The 15,831-nt window shown below is 67.9% G+C and carries 16 protein-coding genes and 1 pseudogene; 9 read left to right on the top strand and 8 right to left on the bottom strand.

Annotation, left to right across the window (positions count from 1 at the left end; genetic code table 11):
- Window positions 1–25 precede the first annotated feature (25 nt).
- Both OV287_RS38350 and OV287_RS38345 read left to right on the top strand, forming a co-directional pair.
- On the top strand, window positions 26–148 hold the full coding sequence (locus tag OV287_RS38350) for a hypothetical protein (protein WP_267539002.1): 123 nt from the start codon (window positions 26–28) through the stop codon (window positions 146–148).
- A complete protein-coding gene (locus tag OV287_RS38345; RefSeq protein ID WP_267539001.1) occupies window positions 145–453 on the top strand; it encodes a hypothetical protein in 309 nt (102 codons plus the stop codon). Before OV287_RS38350 ends, OV287_RS38345 begins: the two co-directional genes overlap by 4 nt.
- A gap of 322 nt (window positions 454–775) precedes the next feature.
- Here the strand turns inward: OV287_RS38345 and OV287_RS38340 are convergent, their stop codons facing one another.
- From OV287_RS38340 to OV287_RS38305, 8 genes and pseudogenes are all read right to left on the bottom strand, one after another.
- On the bottom strand, window positions 776–1,222 hold the full coding sequence (locus OV287_RS38340) for an SMI1/KNR4 family protein (RefSeq protein WP_267539000.1): 447 nt from the start codon (window positions 1,220–1,222) through the stop codon (window positions 776–778).
- Window positions 1,219–1,479: pseudogene (locus tag OV287_RS38335) on the bottom strand (HNH endonuclease); the annotation flags it as partial. The pseudogene OV287_RS38335 and the gene OV287_RS38340, both read right to left, overlap by 4 nt.
- Before the next feature lie 66 nt (window positions 1,480–1,545).
- On the bottom strand, window positions 1,546–3,426 hold the full coding sequence (locus OV287_RS38330) for an ABC transporter permease (protein ID WP_267538998.1): 1,881 nt from the start codon (window positions 3,424–3,426) through the stop codon (window positions 1,546–1,548).
- Window positions 3,423–5,279: a hypothetical protein gene (locus OV287_RS38325; protein WP_267538997.1), complete on the bottom strand. Its 1,857-nt coding sequence runs from the start codon at window positions 5,277–5,279 to the stop codon at window positions 3,423–3,425. The genes OV287_RS38330 and OV287_RS38325 overlap by 4 nt, the downstream gene beginning before the upstream one ends.
- Window positions 5,276–6,217 carry an ABC transporter ATP-binding protein gene (locus tag OV287_RS38320; protein WP_267538996.1) on the bottom strand — a complete coding sequence of 314 codons (942 nt, stop codon included), beginning with the start codon at window positions 6,215–6,217 and terminating at the stop codon, window positions 5,276–5,278. Before OV287_RS38320 ends, OV287_RS38325 begins: the two co-directional genes overlap by 4 nt.
- A gap of 94 nt (window positions 6,218–6,311) precedes the next feature.
- Complete coding sequence (locus tag OV287_RS38315) at window positions 6,312–6,782, bottom strand: CBS domain-containing protein (RefSeq protein WP_267538995.1); 471 nt, start codon at window positions 6,780–6,782, stop codon at window positions 6,312–6,314.
- 35 nt (window positions 6,783–6,817) lie between these two features.
- Window positions 6,818–7,786 (bottom strand): sigma-70 family RNA polymerase sigma factor, encoded by a 969-nt coding sequence (locus OV287_RS38310; protein ID WP_267538994.1) that lies wholly within the window; start codon window positions 7,784–7,786, stop codon window positions 6,818–6,820.
- 154 nt (window positions 7,787–7,940) lie between these two features.
- Window positions 7,941–8,339, bottom strand: coding sequence for a DoxX family protein (locus OV287_RS38305; protein WP_267538993.1), 399 nt, complete (start codon window positions 8,337–8,339; stop codon window positions 7,941–7,943).
- A 114-nt stretch (window positions 8,340–8,453) separates the two neighbouring features.
- Here OV287_RS38305 and OV287_RS38300 point away from each other — a divergent pair, with 114 nt between their 5' ends.
- From OV287_RS38300 to OV287_RS38270, 7 genes are read left to right on the top strand one after another with little or no spacing between them, the layout of a single operon-like run.
- On the top strand, window positions 8,454–8,939 hold the full coding sequence (locus OV287_RS38300; protein ID WP_267538992.1) for a hypothetical protein: 486 nt from the start codon (window positions 8,454–8,456) through the stop codon (window positions 8,937–8,939).
- On the top strand, window positions 8,936–9,373 hold the full coding sequence (locus OV287_RS38295) for a hypothetical protein (protein WP_267538991.1): 438 nt from the start codon (window positions 8,936–8,938) through the stop codon (window positions 9,371–9,373). Before OV287_RS38300 ends, OV287_RS38295 begins: the two co-directional genes overlap by 4 nt.
- Window positions 9,370–10,038, top strand: coding sequence for a hypothetical protein (locus OV287_RS38290; protein WP_267538990.1), 669 nt, complete (start codon window positions 9,370–9,372; stop codon window positions 10,036–10,038). Before OV287_RS38295 ends, OV287_RS38290 begins: the two co-directional genes overlap by 4 nt.
- On the top strand, window positions 10,035–10,754 hold the full coding sequence (locus tag OV287_RS38285) for a phiTE_072 family protein (protein WP_267538989.1): 720 nt from the start codon (window positions 10,035–10,037) through the stop codon (window positions 10,752–10,754). The genes OV287_RS38290 and OV287_RS38285 overlap by 4 nt, the downstream gene beginning before the upstream one ends.
- A complete protein-coding gene (locus OV287_RS38280) occupies window positions 10,751–11,557 on the top strand; it encodes a hypothetical protein (RefSeq protein ID WP_267538988.1) in 807 nt (268 codons plus the stop codon). The genes OV287_RS38285 and OV287_RS38280 overlap by 4 nt, the downstream gene beginning before the upstream one ends.
- A complete protein-coding gene (locus OV287_RS38275) occupies window positions 11,550–12,281 on the top strand; it encodes an ASCH domain-containing protein (protein ID WP_267538987.1) in 732 nt (243 codons plus the stop codon). Before OV287_RS38280 ends, OV287_RS38275 begins: the two co-directional genes overlap by 8 nt.
- Window positions 12,278–15,682 (top strand): DUF6884 domain-containing protein, encoded by a 3,405-nt coding sequence (locus OV287_RS38270; protein WP_267538986.1) that lies wholly within the window; start codon window positions 12,278–12,280, stop codon window positions 15,680–15,682. Before OV287_RS38275 ends, OV287_RS38270 begins: the two co-directional genes overlap by 4 nt.
- Window positions 15,683–15,831 lie beyond the last annotated feature (149 nt).

Below are 15,831 nucleotides of genomic sequence, written 5' to 3'. Positions count from 1 at the left end.
GCCGTTTTCATGTGCGGCCCATCTGATGTGCTTGAAGAATTTGCAGCAGATGCTCAAGCGCATGCCCAACAACAAGTCCAAGCGGCAAGTCGTCGAAGAGGCCATCAAGCGTGGAGAGAATGCGCTGAACCACTGGAGCAGTTCATGATCGATACTGAAAAGGCGCAGGTGCTCACTCACGTTCTGGAACGTGCAATGCTCAAGGCCGTTCCGGACGATAAGGTCCGAGATGAGATGGCCTTTCACATCGCGGATGTATTGAGGGACTTTCTTCAAATAGGGCCTGTGATCGATAAGGCCTTTGAGAAAGGCGAGCTGTCACGAAGTGACGTTGATGCGGTTCTGTCGCTGCTGCTGTCGCATTGGCCGTATCATCTGAAGGGGCTTGCGAGATTGCGGACGCGGATGGAGGCCGCTCCGCAGGCCAGGAGGAAGTCTGCTCGTCGAAAGTGAATGTGCTGTCTTGAGTGGCGTTGGTGCTGGCTCCCTGGCTCATCACGAGGGGCACCCGCGATGGCAAATCCCACAGGCGATGGAGGGGAGGTCCTCGTCTTTGTGACATCCGGGGTGGAGGCTCGATAGCTCGTTGCCGCTCCAAGCGGCCTGCCTGGCCCTCTCCCTCCGCGCTCAGCTAGTCCCTGCTGAAAACCCAGCGCGGAATGGAGGTGATGAACCAGACGAGGCCCGCGACCAGCGCGAACCCGAGCGCCAGGGAGAGACCCCAGGAGCGCCAGGTACGGCAGGTGGGTACGTGCTCGCTTTTTGTCTGTGCTGCTCAATCACGCAGCTCATGCAGCCCCTCCAGGAATTCGCGGAAGTTGTTGGCGATGAAGTAGACCTCCAGCTCAATCGTCACGAGGACGATCCTGGGTTGACCAGGAGATGCGTCGCGGTAGTCAAAGCAGATGTTCTCTCCTCCTGGTGTCATCCCGAAAGGAAAGATGCCCGGTGGCACGTAGGCTCTGATGATGCTGTATCTGCTGGAGACGGCATACCCTTCCTTGGGCTCTTCCGAGGCAAGGGTCAGCAGGCAGGTGAACGCATTATCACTCTCCCCGATGTCGAAAACGTTGGGTGTGGGACGCATGCCATGGTGCCGAGGAGCGAGCTGTTTGTACTCCTCGGGCAACTGGACGTTCCAGGCCGCTTCAAGCTTTTCGACTTCAACAGATTCTACAGGGTGGGCTTCCTTCCAGACATAGGGTTGCCAGCGGATGTTCATTTCGAGGTTCCTCTCGCAGGTGCGAGCTGGCGGTATCCTCCACCCCAGATGGCCATACCACCCGTATGTGAATTAGCAAGACGGTGTGCGCCTTCGCGAATGAGTTGCATTCGTCCTACGTCTTGGTGATGGTGCCAGACAAAGCCATTTGGAGGATCCGCCTGCGCAGGAAGGCGAGCAATCTCCTCTGATGAAAGGCCAAGCTCTCGTGCCAGGTCTGGATCCGCACGAATGGCTTCGTACAGTCGCTGATCGGCATCCACCCTGCCTCCTACCGATGCTTGGGCCAATGCCGCGCTGGTTCGCCGATATTCATCACTGTGTTACTCCACCCGGACCATCGTCCAGGGCTCGTAGAGCACCAGCCCCTGCGGTGCTCGGAGCCCGAGCTGGTACCAGATCTTCCCCTCCGAGATGTCCGACGGCGCTCGCCAGTGGGGACCCGTTCCGTAATAGGGCCCATCGAACGTGCGGACACTGGACGTCTCGTCCGAACGGAAGCGGCAGACCACCTCCCAGCCCTCGGGCACCGTCCCGTCCACGATGGCCCGGATGCCTACCTGTTCCGACTCGCGCTCCACGGCTCCTCGTGGGCGCGGCAGTGAGTCGATGACCTCGCGCCGGCGCTCCACCTGCTCGTCCAGGTACGCGTAGAAGTCGTCGAACACCTGGGACAGATCGATCCCCGCCGTCTGGAATGCGTCCTGCCACGCCAGCGCGCCCTGTAGTCCCTCGGGAGCGTCCTTCCTCCCGAGCGCTGTGAGCACGCGGGCCGGGGCTCCGTCCCCATGCCGCCGCACCAGCACCTCGATGAAAGCCCTCCCCAGCGGGTACACCTGATTCTCATCCCGCTCGGCCGCGAGCTTCTCCAGGTCCAGCAGATCCTCCGTCTTCACCTCCCGCCGCGCACGGGCCGCCGCGGCGATGAGCTGGTATTCCTCCTCCGCGCCGGGTGCGTAGAAGAAGCGGTACTCCACGTAGCTGGCCAGTCCCTCGCTGAGCAGCTTCATGGTCGTCAGGCGGGGCGCTGCCTCCACACCGGCAATGCGCTGGGCGAGCACGTGCGTCGTCTCGTGTCCCAGCACCGCGAGCCCTTCCTCGGGCTGGGAGAGCCCGGCGAGGTTCATCCGCAGCGTGTTCCAATAGGCCGTGCCCGCCGTGTGCCTCGCGCTCCCGCTGAGGTCCGCGCGGATGGGGACTCCCGCCTCTATCCCGAGGAAGGTGCGGACCTTCTCGAAGGCTCCATCCGCCCCATCCAGGAGCGGCTCGGCGTGTTTGCGCAGGCTGGCCGGGTAGCTGAACTCGTACCGGCCGGTTGTCGCCTGCGCGGTGGCCGTGGTGGGGAACTCCACCTGGGGGCCCTCGCCGTCGTGGGTGTCCTCCTTCAGGCCGTCGTTCCCCATCGAGCGGACGAAGACCGCGAGGAACAGGCCCACCGTGGCGAGTGTGGCCAGGGTTCCCATCCACGAGCCCTGCAGGCGGCGCTGGACGGCGGCGGTGAGCCGCTCACCCCACCCGAGGAATTGCACCAGGGCCAGGCCGAGCAGCACGCAGGCCACCGAGAGTTGGAGACTCAGGGCCTCCACGGGCCAGCGCCACGTGGTGCCCTCGAACCGCGGCGCCGTGAGGCGGAACGGGTTGAGCGCGGACAGCCATGGCACCCGATCCTCGAGGATCGACTGGCCCAGCATCAGCACCGCCAGCGCCGTCCAGCACAGCCGTCGCAAGGGCGCCAACGCCAGCGCCAGGGCGAGCACCGTGAGCACTTGCGCCACCCGCAGCACGGACGCTACCGCCATCACCTCCAGGTGCAGGCCCGGCTCCAGCGAGGTGCGTGACACCACCTGGTGGAAGATCATCCACAGCGTGGTCCCGAGCGGGAACACCAGCACGGTGGCGAGCGCGACGAGCAGCTTCACCCAGAAGAGCGTCCAGCGAGAGGTGGGCAGCGCGTCGAGGAACTCCAGCGTGCGGTCATCCTGCTCGCGCACGAGCAGGCCGCAGCCCAGCGCGAAGGTGAGGACGAACGTCATCAGGGACAGGTCGCCGTCCGGCTCGAACCGCTCGAAGGTGTCCGCGTAGGGCGCGAACCCCAAGGGCTCGGTCCACAGGTCCGACAGCACGTCGAGCGCGACGAAGAAGAGCGCGAGCCAGAGGAACGGCCGCTGATCGCGCACCTCCTTGGCCACGAGTGGGCGGATCATCGGATCTCCCTCCTTTCCGCGAGCAGGCGGATGGGGCACCCGAGCGCCTCGGAATCCATCTGCACCACGAAGAGCCATCGGTCCCCGCGCGCGAGCCCCAGCGGAAGCCGCGCCCCGTTCGCGGATGGCGCCGTGTCCTGGCGGGAGAGCTCGTGTGGTGCCACCTCGTTCTCGAAGGGCTTCAACTTGTGGTGGAGGAGCGCGTACCGGGCGGGAAGCGCGGTTGCCTCCTTCGCCTGGAGGGAGTGCTCCAGACGGAAGGTCTCCGCCGACTCCGGCACCAGCGTGAGCGAGGGCTCCATTCCGGCCAGACGCTCCAGCTCCTTCGCGTGCCTCTCGCGATCCTCACGGAGTGCTTCGGACCAGAGCCGCAGCAGCTCCTCCTCGGAGAACCCGTTCTGTTCGCGCAGCAGCGAGGCCAGTCGTGGTTCATTCCAGAGTCCCCAGAGTCCTGTGCCGGGGGGCTGCGCCAGTGTGCGCTGCATCAACGTCCGGAAGGAGGGCTCCCCGAGCCGCGTATTCAACGCCTGGACTCCCCGGGCGGCCAGTGCTCCCGACAGGCAGGGGCCGAGGCGCTCACGCAGGGCCAACCAGCCTCGGAAGTTGAAGTCGTCCCGCGAGGCCACCGCGGCCCTCGCCGAAAGCCGCTCCTCCTGTTTGCTCCGGTGGGCCCACCACGTGGTGAAGCCATCGAGCAGCCACTGCCGCTCCTCGCGCAGCACTACGCCCTCGCTGACCTGGATGAGCACCTCGCGGAAGAGGAAGGCCTCGAAGGCGCGCGAGTCGAAGTCCGGAGCCGCGAGGTTTGCCCGCACCACGACCCCATCGGCCTTCTCGAGTTTCGCGCGCTGGAACACGTCAGCGTCGAGCTCGCGAATGGGCAACACCGCCACGGCCGGAATCCGCTCGAGCCCGAGGTACTCACTCATCGCGAGCAACTCCTCTGCGAGCCGTTCCGCCAACGCTTGGGCCCGCTCCCGTGGGAAGCCCACTCCGGAGGCTACCTGGACGGCCGACTCCTTCACTCGGGTCTGCTCCGCGTCATGCAGGGCGAAGGGATCTCGCTGCTTCGCCTTGTCCATCATGGAGATCACCATGGTGAGGCCGACGAAGACACACGCGATGAACACCTTCTCCCGGTGGCTCATTCGCTGGGAGAACAGCTCGGCCAGGGTGCCATCCCGGTAGAGGATCAGCCCGAAGCAGAGCATCACCGCCACCCCCGTGAGGGCCCAGCACCCGATGAGGTCTCCCCAGGGGATGCGATGGCGCTCGAAGGCGAAGTCGGCACCGAGCAGCGAGAACGGTCCGGCCTTGGAGAGGTCGAACTCGGTGAGTTGGTCCGCCGCGAAGGCCGCGATGGCCAGGAAGAGGTAGAGGGGGTTGCGGTAGCGGCCGAGCAGCCCGGCGAGCGCGAAGAAGCTCCAGCCCAGCAGCACCGGGGTGGCCGCGCGCAGCGAGAGGATGAGGAGGAAGCGGCCGGTGACGTCCTGGTGTGCGCTGACCATGCTCCAGAGCAAGAGGAGGGTCGCCGCGAGCGGCAGCAGCAGCACAGCCGTCCCGAGCACGAGCTTGGTGGCGAGGATGCGCGTGCGCGAGAGCGGCAGCGCTTCGAGGAAGAGCTGGGTCCGCTGGCCGTACTCGCGCACCACCAGGCGGTGGCCCGCGAAGAGGGCTCCCACGCTGGAGAGGATGAGCGCGGGGGTCTGGAGCAGCTCGAACAAGCTGCCCTTCTCGGGGGTGACCTTCTCCGCCAGGAACAGCATGAACAGCAGGAGCCCGAGGAGGATGTTGAGGAGGAGCCACGCGCCTCGGTGCTCGCGCCACTCCTTCAAGAGGAGGGCCCGGTTCATGTCTCGTCCGACCGTCGCGCGTAGGCGAGGAAGATGTTCTCCAGGGACAGCGGCTCCGCCACCTCGGCGAAGGGGCTGGTGGCCCAGTCCCCCGGAGTTCCGAAGAGCACCAGGCCCAGGCGCCCATCTGGCAGGCGCTCGCGCCTCACGAGCGAGAGGCCGTAGGGGAGCTGCTCCGGTGAGGTCTCCAGCACCACCCGCCGGACCGACTGGCGGAGCGTGTCGAGGCTCCCCTGGAAGCGCAGCCGGCCGTCGTGGAGGATACCGATGCGGTGCGCCACCTCCTCCACCTCGCCGACGAGGTGGGAAGAGAAGAGGGCGGTCTGCCCCTCGCGCCGGACCTGGTCGCGGAGAATGTCGAGGAACTCGCGCCGCGCCACGGGATCCAACCCGGCGGTGGGCTCGTCGAGGATGAGCAGCGGCGGACGGTGAGCCAGCGCGAGCGCGAGTCCCAGCTTCATCCGGGTGCCGCCGGAGAGCTGCGCGGACTTGCGGTCCTTCGGCACGTCCAGCACGCGGAGGAGCTGCTGGAACCGGGTGTCATCCCAGCGAGGGTAGAAGCCGGAGACGAACCGCCCCAGCTCGAGCGCCGTCATCCAGGGATAGAAGACCTGCTCCTGCGACACGTAGCCGAGATGCTGCTTCTGGGCGGCGCGCACGCGGCGGACCCGCTGGCCCAGCAGCTCGATGTCACCCTGGTCTGGACGGAGGATACCCATCAGCATGCGAAGCGTGGTCGTCTTCCCCGCACCGTTGCGGCCGAGGAAGCCGTAGACCTCGCCTCGCCGCAGCTCCAGGTCTACCCCGTTCACTGCCTTCACCTCGTGGAAGGCGCGGGTGAGCCCATGGGTGCGGAGGATGACCTCTGGCTCCGGCAGGGGCGCCGGTGCCGGCACGTCGGGGGGCGGGGTGGGAAGCGACTCGAGGACCTCGGACATGGGGCGGGAGTCTATGCGCTCCCGAGCCCGAGTGGCTCGGCCCCTCGCCTCGGGGCCCGAACCGGTAACAGGGTGTCCGCCGCGAGTGACTCGCCTACTGAGGGGTGTTGAGCTCCCGGAGCACCTCGCCGGCATGCCGCGTCTCGCCCGGCACCGTGGCCAGGTCATCCAGGCTGATGAGGCCCACCGGGTTCTTGTACACGTCGAGCACCACCAGGCGCCGCACCGCCTTCTCCTCCATCAGGTGCTCGGCCTCGGAGATGGGGGCATCCGCGTCGCAGGTGATGACGGTGTGAGTCATCGCCTCGCGCACGGTTGTCCGGTTCGGGTCCTTGCCCGCAGCTGTCGCTCGCACGGTGATGTCCCGGTCCGTCAGCATCCCCACGAGCTGCTCTCCATCCATGACGGGCAGCGCTCCGATGCCATACGAGCGCATCCGCTCGGCCGCCTCGCGCAGGGTCGCATCCGCCTCGATGGTCTCCAGGCCCTTCGTCATCAGCTCGCCGATAAGCATCTGCCGCCTCCTCGGGGCGTTCCGCGTCCCCATGTGTTCCTCGATGCTCACGTGCACTCCCTCCGCCCCGTGTGAGAAGGCCTGGCTCAGGCCGGTGCATGCAGGCTGGGACCTGGCTCTGCGCCCAGCCAGGTGAAGTCCGGCATGTGCTCGTGCAGGTACTCCCGCATGTTGGCGATCAGCCCGGCTTCCACCTGGCGGGCCCGTTCGCGGCTGACCCGGAAGTGCTCTCCGATGGTCTGCAGCGTCTCGGGCTCCTCGGCCAGGAGCCGGTGCTCCAGGATGTAGCGCTCGCGCTCGTCGTGCAGCTCGTGGGCGAAGTCGTGGACCTTCCTCTGGAACCAGCTTGTCAGCTCCCGCCGTCCAAGCTCCTCATCCACGGTTGGCTCGCCCGAGGGCAGTGCGCGCGCCGGGCCGGGGCGGCCCTTCTCATCGTCGGGAGCGGTGGCGTCGAGCCGCACCTCGTCCTGGCGCAGCCGCTGATCCATCTCGACGACCTCTTCTTCGGCGACTCCCAGCCGTGCGGCCAGCAGCCGGGGAGTCACCTCCTGGCCCGAGGCGAGCAGGCGCCCCTCTTCCTGCCTCATCCGGAAGAACAGCTTGCGCTGCACGTCGGTGGTCCCCAGCTTCACCAGCCGCCAGTTCTCCATGATGAAGCGCAGCAGGTAGGCGCGGATCCACCAGGCCGCGTAGGTGCACAGCCGCACACCGCGCTCGGGCTCGAAGCGCTCCACGGCGATGATCAGGCCCAGGTTGCCCTCCTGGATGAGGTCCATCAGGAGGAGGGGTGGGCGGTGGTGCTCCCGTGCCAGCTTCACCACCAGCCGCAGGTTCGAGGCCACCAGTCGGGCCCGGGCCTTCGGATCCGCGCGCTCACGGAAGTGCCGAGCGAGCGCTGCTTCCTCCTCCCGGGTCAGAAGGGGATGCCGCTTCACCTCCGCCAGCCACGTGACGAGCAGCGCCTGGTCATCGGGCGTCAGCGCCCCGTAGTGTCCATGGTGACGCTTCGATGGCCGCGCCAGTCGGGCAGGGCGGAAGTGGGGGACCGGAAGCATTCGGGGACCTCGCGGGGCGGATCACAGACGATCTGCGACCGCTGCTGTCGCGATGCAGCAAGCGTGCGAGGAGGGGTCCTTCCGGCGAGGCGCCCGGCCGTCCGCAAATCCTGCATGCGTGCGACCGGGTGCAGAGGGTGCAGCAGCCCGCGGGTCAGGCGCGGCGACCGCGTACCTTCGCATCGAGGCTGTAGGGCCCACCGCCGACGAGCACGGCCGCGGCCAGCACCGCCAGGTAGAGCAGCGCCAACTCCATGCGTCCGAAGGGGTCCACCCGGTGGCGGTAGAGCGCTACCACCATGGTGAAGGCCGCGAAGGCTGCCGCCGGCCGGGTGAAGAGCCCCAGCGCCACCAGCAGTCCACCCACCAGCTCCGCCAGCGCCGCGCTCCAGGCGAAGAAAGTGGGGAAGGGGAAGCCGAGCGCCGCCACGCCTTCCGCGAAACGGCTGATGTCTCCCGTGACCTTTGGCAGCCCGTGTGAAAGCGCCAGCGTCAGGCCGAACACCACCCGCACCAGAGTCCATCCAATGGCTGCGCCCTGCGTCTTCATCATCCCTCTCCTCCGCTGGTGCCCGCGTCCTTCTCCCCGCCACGACGGAGTCCGAGGGCCTTCATTTTTTTGGAGAAAGCCGGAGTATTGCACGGTGTTCCGCCGGGTTGCTCGGCGTTGGCTTCTCCTCTCGGCGAGGAGGGGGGCTCGCTTCTCGCTGTTGCTTCGTGTGCCCCCTCGGTTGTTGCTGCCGCGCACACGGCGAGCACGCGGGTCACCTACTGGCACGGCGGCGTGTCGGGGCTGCATGTCGGCGACTACATCCTCCCGCCGTCCGTCACCGGCACGCAGCACATCCTCTCAGTCTGGGACGGGCATGAGGAGGTGCGCCCCGGGTACCGGAGGGACCGCGTGTATCTCACCGGGGAGATGGCGGTGGCCGAGGTCTTCGCCGCCATGTGCTTCCCGTCGTCTGGCTGGGTCTACCGGGTCGTCCCCGAGGGCCAGCTCGAGGTGGACCCGGACTCGGGCGAGCCGGGCATGTCCTGGGTCTGTGCACGGGCCCGCATCGTCGAGGTGATTGAGCTCGACCTGCTGACCGTCATCGCGATTCTCACCGAGGTGGAGCAGGGGAGACGGGCGAAGGCGGGAGGTGTGGCATGAACCGCCACCTCCTTCTGCAGCTGGCCGCCGGCCCGGTCTTCGCGCTGTTGACGGCCGTCACGTACCGCGCAGCCTTCTGGGTGCTCGGCGGCGCGATGTCGAGGCTGGACATCTTGTGGGGCATTTTTTTCAGCGTCATCGCGCTGCTGGTCGGCTGGGCGGCTGTCACCGTCCGGGTCCACCCCTCTGCCGTCGAGCTGGAGCGAGACAACCTCCGCGAGGCCGCGGAGGAAGCGCTCGCAGCACTCCAGGACCCAGACACAGCGTGGACGCCATCCGGCACGGACGCGCGCCAGGCGCTCCGGAACGCCCTCGGCTACGACCCCGCCCAAGTGTGCTTCGGGTGCGAGGTGGACCAGGGCGGGCACTCCCATGGCTGCTCTGCCAACCCCAAGAACCACCGCAACGCTGGTGCGAAGGGCGGTGTGGCATGAGCGTCCTCTCGTACCCGGAGTGGCAGGACTGGCAGACGACGTGCCGCGTCTGCGAGCGGGTGAAGTGCCCGAAGCCGGAGGCGGTGGGGGAGTGGCTGGAGAAGCTGGTGCGCCAGCTCCACGAGCAGATGCTTCCGGACCTCAGTGGTCACTCGGGCTGGCGCCGTCAGGCGGCGTTCTTCGAGTCCCTGCTCCAGTGCTACACCGTGACGTGGTCCTGGGCCCTGCGAGGGGTCTGCCCGGACTGCATCAAGTACGAGGACCCGACGACGGCGGCGTACCTCGACAGCCCCGAGCTCGTCGACTTCGACGCAGCTGTGCGCTGGTCCTGCCTCGCCCCTGACTTCAAGGTGGTGTCGCTCGTGAGGGCCTACACCCCGCGCGGACTGGTGCGCGTGCCGGCCGTATGGCGCTCCCGCGGGCTCTCCGTGCACCCCAACGTCGACTTCTGGCCCACCGATTTCAGGTGGTGCATCAGCCACGACCGCACCGGTTATCGGGTGACGAGGGTTGATGTGCAGGATGAGGCTGTTGCCCTGGCCGAACTGCTCTCCGAGGTGGCCGACTGGGAGGCGCTCGACCTCGCCGTCATCGAGGCTGACAAGGCCCTGCACGCACGGGTGAAGCACGTGGTGAGCGTGCTCTCGGTTGGAGGTGCGCGATGAGTACACCCGTCACGGTCTGGCGCTATGTGCTGCGCAGCAAGCACGGCTGGGCGGTGGTCCTCATGGACTCCACCGGCGTTTTCTCCGCCGTCTCCGACTGGGGAAACTTCGGCCACTGGTGGAGTCACCATGGGCACGATGACTTCCGGGAGTTCTTCCTCGGGAAGGACTTCGCGCAGTACCCGAGCTACTGCGCCGGGAAGTTCCGTCCGGCGACCGTCTACGACGAGGAGAAGACGTTTCAGGGCATCCGCGAGCGCATCCTCCGCTGGCGCCGCGAGGGCTCTATCTCCATGGAGACGGCTCGCAAGGAGTGGAGCCACTTCGTCGAGGTGACGTGTGTCCAGTACCTCGCGCGGTGGAAGGACACCACCTCCATCTCCGAGGAGGACTTCCGCGCCTGGTACGACGGCACGAGCATGCCGGACGCCGGCGAGTGCGCGTCCTACGGGGATGACCCGCAGGCTGTGGGCTTCGTGCAGAACATCCTCCCCCTGCTCGCTGAGGCCATCCAGGCCGAGCTGGCGGCGGAGCGGGAGGTCGAGGCGGGGCACATCCTCGCCCGGCCCTCGAAGGGCTCCCTCCTGGTGGAGGTGCCCTTCCTCGTGGGCGAGACGCCCGAGGCTGGAGTGGAGCTGGACGTCCTGGTCGGCGAGGAGCCGGAGCTGGGCGTCGAGCTCGAGGTGTGCGTGGAGCCTCTGCGAGGTGCCGCATGAGTACGCCCAACGGCCCCCCGTTTTCCGAGCCCACCACAGTCAAGGCGTTGACGCCCGAGCAGGTCGACGCAGACGTCGAGGGGGCGTTGCTGGGATACGTGCGGTGCGCCCAGCGACTCAAGGGGTATATCTCCCTGCTGGAGCACCGCTCTGACGTGCTGACGCGGGCGGCTGCGTCTGCGCGGGACTCGCTCAATGAGGCCGCGCGAGAGCGTGTGCGCCCCCGTGAGTACGGCACCCTTGTGCAACTCGCGGATGACGTGTCGCGGAGGCTGACAGCGGCCCTCACCGACACCCCGGCGCCCACCTCCGACGCCGAGGAACTGGCCGACTCCCTGGACCGGGAGCACCGCGCCCACGAGCAGACGCGCCAGGCGCTGGTGAAGGCCTCCCGCGAGCTGGAGCACCTGTGCTCCGTTGAGGCGGCTGCCCGCACCGTGCTCGGCGTGTGCGACACCCCCACCACCTTCGCCCAGCAGGGTGAGCGGCTGAAGGAAATGGACGCGGCCCTCGGCGTGCTTCGCTCCGTGGTCGGGGGCGAACTGCCGGCGGACCTCAAGGAGATGGTGGCCAACCTCATCACCTTCTCGTCCATGCGCGCCGGTGCACAGGGCCGGGACTTCGACGCCCACGAGGCTGCGGATCTCGTCGTGGCATGGCTGTTCGGCCGGCGTCGGCTTCTCCCTTCGGCGACCGCTTCGACCTGGACGCGGAGGGCCCCGCCCGAGGCCTTTACCAGGAAGCACGCGATTGACCCCGACATGCCGGGTCTGCCCGACGGAGAGGACGTGGACAATGGCTGAGCCCCGCGAGCGTCCCATTCTGTTCTCCGGGCCCATGGTCCGGGCGCTGTTGGACGGCCGGAAGACGCAGACCCGGCGGGTGGTGAATCCGCATCCTCGGCTGATCCCCAGCAGCGAGGGGAAGCCGATCTGGCGTTTGGACCTCCGCAATGGCTTCGTCAACAGCCTCGACGAGACGCGGTGGCCCGAGACAATGACGCGGACGTTCCGCGACCAGGACGGCACCATCTACCCTGCTGTCTGCCCCTACGGCTCCCCTGGGGACCGCCTCTGGGTGCGCGAGAGTGCCCGGGTCATCGCTTGGCGCGGGTTCCGCCAGTGCCGCCTGAGTTACGAGGCGGATGGCGCGGAGACCGACTGGCTGCCATTTCCAGTGCGGCTGAAGGGGGGCGAGACTTCGCTGCTTGGGAGGTGCATCGCGAACGGGGTGTTTCGCGAGGGCGCGCGGCTCACGCTGGAGGTGACGGGCGTCCGCGTGGAGCGCCTGCGCGACATCTCCGAGGCAGACGCGCGGGCGGAGGGCATCCGCTCTGTTCCTCGCCACATGGACCCGAGCGGGGTGTGGTGGACGCATGACGCCGCCACCTGCCCCGAGCCATGGGGCAGGACACCAGAGGATGCATTTGCTCGTCTCTGGGAGATCATCAACGGTACCGAGTCCTGGGACGCCAACCCCTGGGTGTGGGTGGTGGAGTTCCGCCGGGTGGAGGAGCGCGCGCCATGACCGCCTTCCAGCGCCGCTACGCCCTGGTGGGCTGTGGAAAGTCGAAGCTGGACCGGGCCGCGCCGGCGAGGGAACTCTACACGGGCCCGCTCTTCCGGGCCGCGCTCGAGGTGGCTGAGTCCGAGTTCGGCCAGGACGTCTGGATTCTCAGCGCGAAGTACAGACTCACGGACCCGAACGAGGGCCTTGAACCGTACGACCTGCACCTTGAGGACCTCCCGCCCAAGGAGCGCGCGGACTGGGCGCGTGACGTCATCCGCAACCTCGTGGACGACGACGAGGGTACCCCAGCCCACCTCACCGTGTACGCGGGCTCCACGTACGTGGACGAGCTCCGCGCGCACCTTCCCAACACATGGACCCTGGTCGACCCGATGAAGGGACTCGGTCAGGGCGAGCGCCTGGCGTGGCTGAAGGCCCGTCGCGCGGCGCTCATCAACACCCCTTCCGCCGGGCCATCGGCCTCGCCTCTGGAGCTTTCGATGTCCACCGCAATCCCTACCACGCTGAACCACGAGCAGAGGAGCACGGCATTTAACCAGGCGCTGGTGCTCGAGGACGGGCTGAAGGAACTGGAGGCCCTCAAGGCGCGACTGCTCGCCGGACTGGAGGCCCAGGCCGATGTGATGCGGCAGAGCCACGCGCGCCTGATGCGTGCCGCCACCACGGGCGTGAGCCCTGAATCCCCCGAGCAGCAGGCGCTCCCCTTGGATGGGATGGCGCCGGCGGCGTCCGTCCAGGCCCAGGCCGCCGAGGTCTCGCCAAAGGAGGATGAGCCGCCCCCGGAGCCCCCGAAGGGCAAGGGCCGTAGACGCTCGCGCGCGGCGAGCTCAGCGGCGACGGGGACGAAGCGCACGGGGCCCGCGGCCTCGGCACGCACGGCGAGCGCACAGCAGGCCAGCGCGCGACAGGCAACCGAATTGGACGACGCCGTGCCGGCCCCGCGCATCCCTTGCTGTGATTGCGGCCACTCGGTGGCGGACCACCAGGACGGGACGGGCCGCTGCGGCGGCAAGGCGAAGGGCCGTCGCTGCAGGTGCAAGCGTTTCACCGCGGTGGCCGTGGAACTGCCGGGCGCGCCGGGCTGGAAGGTGCGGCCCTTCAAGGGCCAGCTCTCCATAGGTAAGGGCGGCGACCAGGGGTGCATTCTGGTGGGAGGGAAGGACGAGACGCCCCCGCTGTACTGGGTGCCAGGGTACGGCTTGGCCTTCCAGAACGGCGAGGCGGTGAGTGCTGTCGTCAGCCACCTGGGCGACAAGGCCACCACACTGGCCTACGAGCAGGACCCGCGCTGGCACTGGGTCCCGAAAGCGGTGTTGCGCGCTGTGGCCGAGTACCTGGGGGCGACCTGGCCCGAGCCGAGCGGGGAGGACTCTGCACCAGAGGCGCTCCCGCGGATGGAGGCGACGACCGACCACCCCTGCGAGTGCGACGGGTGCGGAGAGACCTTCAAGGCTGCGGAGCTCCAGCCGGTGGGTGAGGAGGACGCGAGGGGGTTCTACTGCCCGAAGTGCAAGGCCGAGGTGGAGGAACAGGACGGGGAGAAAGACGCGCCTACCGCCCAGGCCGAGCGCGACGTGCCAGAACTCGATGATCCGTTCGTCGTGCCGTCAACCGATGGGGCGGCGGACCCGTCCTTCAGCGACCTGGACCTGTCCTCGATGGAGCAGTTGCTCGGCAAGCCCCGGATCGGCCACTCCACGTTCTTGGTGAAGGTGCACGGCAGTAGCCCACGGGCATGCGAGGCGTGCGGCACTCGGGAGCGCCCTCGAGCATGGATCTCCATCAACCGCGATGACCGAGCGTCAAAGCGCGGGGCGATCGTGGGCGGAGGGGGATTCGGCCTTGCTCTGTGCGTGGAGCATGCCACCGAGGAAGGTGGACGGCTTTCTATGGACAACCGCCGCAGGGTGCTGCTGGACCAGACGACTGGCGCGGCCGCGTTTGAGCCTCGCGGGCTGTTGAAGGATATGGACCTATCCCGCCTGCCTGATGCACGCGAGGTGGAGGCGTTCATGCGGGGGATGCCGGAGGCGAACGCCGCGGGCGAGTGGATGCGCGGCCTGGTGCTCACCATCAACGACGCCATCGACGACGAGAGCTGGGAGTACCTCCCTGGGTTCGGCGGCTGGCGTGTCATCCGGGAGATCGTCGACGGGTGGGAGCACGCGTGGCTCTCCTTCGACTTGCACGCCACCGCGACCATGGGCCCATGGGTGCTCGACGAGGACAAGCGGACGCTCGAGCGCGCGGAGACCTTCAGCTACCCGAACCGCTGGTTCAACCAGGCCGGGAAGCCGATGAGCTCGAAGAACGCCCACGAGTGGGAGCAGCGAACGGCGTTCGCACGGGAAATGGAGGTTGCCATGGGGCGCGTCCTCCTTCCTGAGCTGTTCCCTCCTTCGGGAGGCGGGGGTGGGCAAACTGCCAGGGATGGAGCCGGCCCGGCTGCAGAAGCGCCAGCAGCTCCCGTCGGGAAGGTCCAGCAGCCCGGGGCGGAGCGGTGGCAGCTCACGCAATGGAAGGGGACTACCTGGTCCTTCGGGCTCGGCCAAGGTCGCGGCCTGGAGATCGACGTCTGGGTGGAGAAGGCGACGAAGCGCAAGGGAGCGGAGTTGTTCGGCCCCGCGAGCTGGTCCCTTGCTATCGAAGGGTGGACGGGCGCCGCCTTCCCGGAGGGCGTTCCCGGGGAGGTGGTGAAGATGCTCGTCCGCGAACTCCGCGCGGAAGACTCCCCAGCTCGGGAGGCCGTTCAGCGTGGGGCTGCGCGACAGCTGTCTGACTCCAGTGCGTCCAGTGCGGCCGCGACGAGCACCTGGCGCGTGGAATTGCCGGAGCGCAATGAGGGACACGTCATCCTCCGTCTGTGGTTGGTGAACGACACCACCGGAGAGCGCAAGCCAGCCACCTGGCGGAGTGGCATGTCCGCTCTGCGACGCAGCCACCACCTCGCCGGAACGCTCGAGGGAGAGGCCCTCCAGGCTGAGCGTGAGCTCGAGGTGTGGTGGATGGTCCATGCGGACGACGTCGTCGCGCCGCTCGCCCAGGCCTGCCGGGACGGCAAGGTGTCGGGCCTGAAGGTGTACGACCCGGACGCGTTCGGCAGCGGGCCGCACAAGTACGCGCTCTCCAACGGATGGACGTTGGAGGCCTGGGAGGGGGAGGGCTCTGAGGGCGACCAGGACGAGGAGCCGGCACTCATTCACTTCACCCGGCCCACTCAGCGCAGCGATGTATGGGAGCGCTTCGGCCCGTTCGTGCTGAACCCGCAGGGCCACCTCACGACTGCCAATGCCGAGGCCTCAGAGTGGTCTGCCGAGCACGAGGCGGTGGTGGCCGAGGCCGAGGACTTCGTCCGACGGGGTTTCGTGTTCGAACTGCGCCAGGAGGTGGCGTCGTGACTCCGCGCGGCGAGGGCGGGGCAGATGCCGCCGCTGGAGGCCTGTTTGTGAGCGTCGCAGCGAGGGCACGTAGTAGGGCACCAGTCCGACCGGGCACCCGTGTCGTCCTGGTGGGCCGTAACGATACGGGTAGGGTGATGCCACACGAT

It is taken from the genome of Archangium lansingense, assembly GCF_026626635.1.
Taxonomy (GTDB): Bacteria; Myxococcota; Myxococcia; order Myxococcales; family Myxococcaceae; genus Archangium; species Archangium lansingense.
Note: the sequence above shows the minus strand (reverse complement) of the source record. Positions and strands in the feature narration are given on the sequence as shown.

Excerpts from the sequence above, each read along its gene's own strand:
- OV287_RS38330 (WP_267538998.1), bottom strand. The coding sequence starts at position 3,426 with ATGATCCGCCCACTCGTGGCCAAGGAGGTGCGCGATCAGCGGCCGTTC.
- OV287_RS38270 (WP_267538986.1), top strand. The coding sequence starts at position 12,278 with ATGACCGCCTTCCAGCGCCGCTACGCCCTGGTGGGCTGTGGAAAGTCG.
- OV287_RS38320 (WP_267538996.1), bottom strand. The coding sequence starts at position 6,217 with ATGTCCGAGGTCCTCGAGTCGCTTCCCACCCCGCCCCCCGACGTGCCG.
- OV287_RS38295 (WP_267538991.1), top strand. The coding sequence starts at position 8,936 with ATGAACCGCCACCTCCTTCTGCAGCTGGCCGCCGGCCCGGTCTTCGCG.
- OV287_RS38325 (WP_267538997.1), bottom strand. The coding sequence starts at position 5,279 with ATGAACCGGGCCCTCCTCTTGAAGGAGTGGCGCGAGCACCGAGGCGCG.
- OV287_RS38350 (WP_267539002.1), top strand. The coding sequence starts at position 26 with ATGTGCTTGAAGAATTTGCAGCAGATGCTCAAGCGCATGCCCAACAAC.
- OV287_RS38280 (WP_267538988.1), top strand. The coding sequence starts at position 10,751 with ATGAGTACGCCCAACGGCCCCCCGTTTTCCGAGCCCACCACAGTCAAG.
- OV287_RS38275 (WP_267538987.1), top strand. The coding sequence starts at position 11,550 with ATGGCTGAGCCCCGCGAGCGTCCCATTCTGTTCTCCGGGCCCATGGTC.
- OV287_RS38310 (WP_267538994.1), bottom strand. The coding sequence starts at position 7,786 with ATGCTTCCGGTCCCCCACTTCCGCCCTGCCCGACTGGCGCGGCCATCG.
- OV287_RS38290 (WP_267538990.1), top strand. The coding sequence starts at position 9,370 with ATGAGCGTCCTCTCGTACCCGGAGTGGCAGGACTGGCAGACGACGTGC.
- OV287_RS38345 (WP_267539001.1), top strand. The coding sequence starts at position 145 with ATGATCGATACTGAAAAGGCGCAGGTGCTCACTCACGTTCTGGAACGT.
- OV287_RS38340 (WP_267539000.1), bottom strand. The coding sequence starts at position 1,222 with ATGAACATCCGCTGGCAACCCTATGTCTGGAAGGAAGCCCACCCTGTA.
- OV287_RS38305 (WP_267538993.1), bottom strand. The coding sequence starts at position 8,339 with ATGATGAAGACGCAGGGCGCAGCCATTGGATGGACTCTGGTGCGGGTG.
- OV287_RS38285 (WP_267538989.1), top strand. The coding sequence starts at position 10,035 with ATGAGTACACCCGTCACGGTCTGGCGCTATGTGCTGCGCAGCAAGCAC.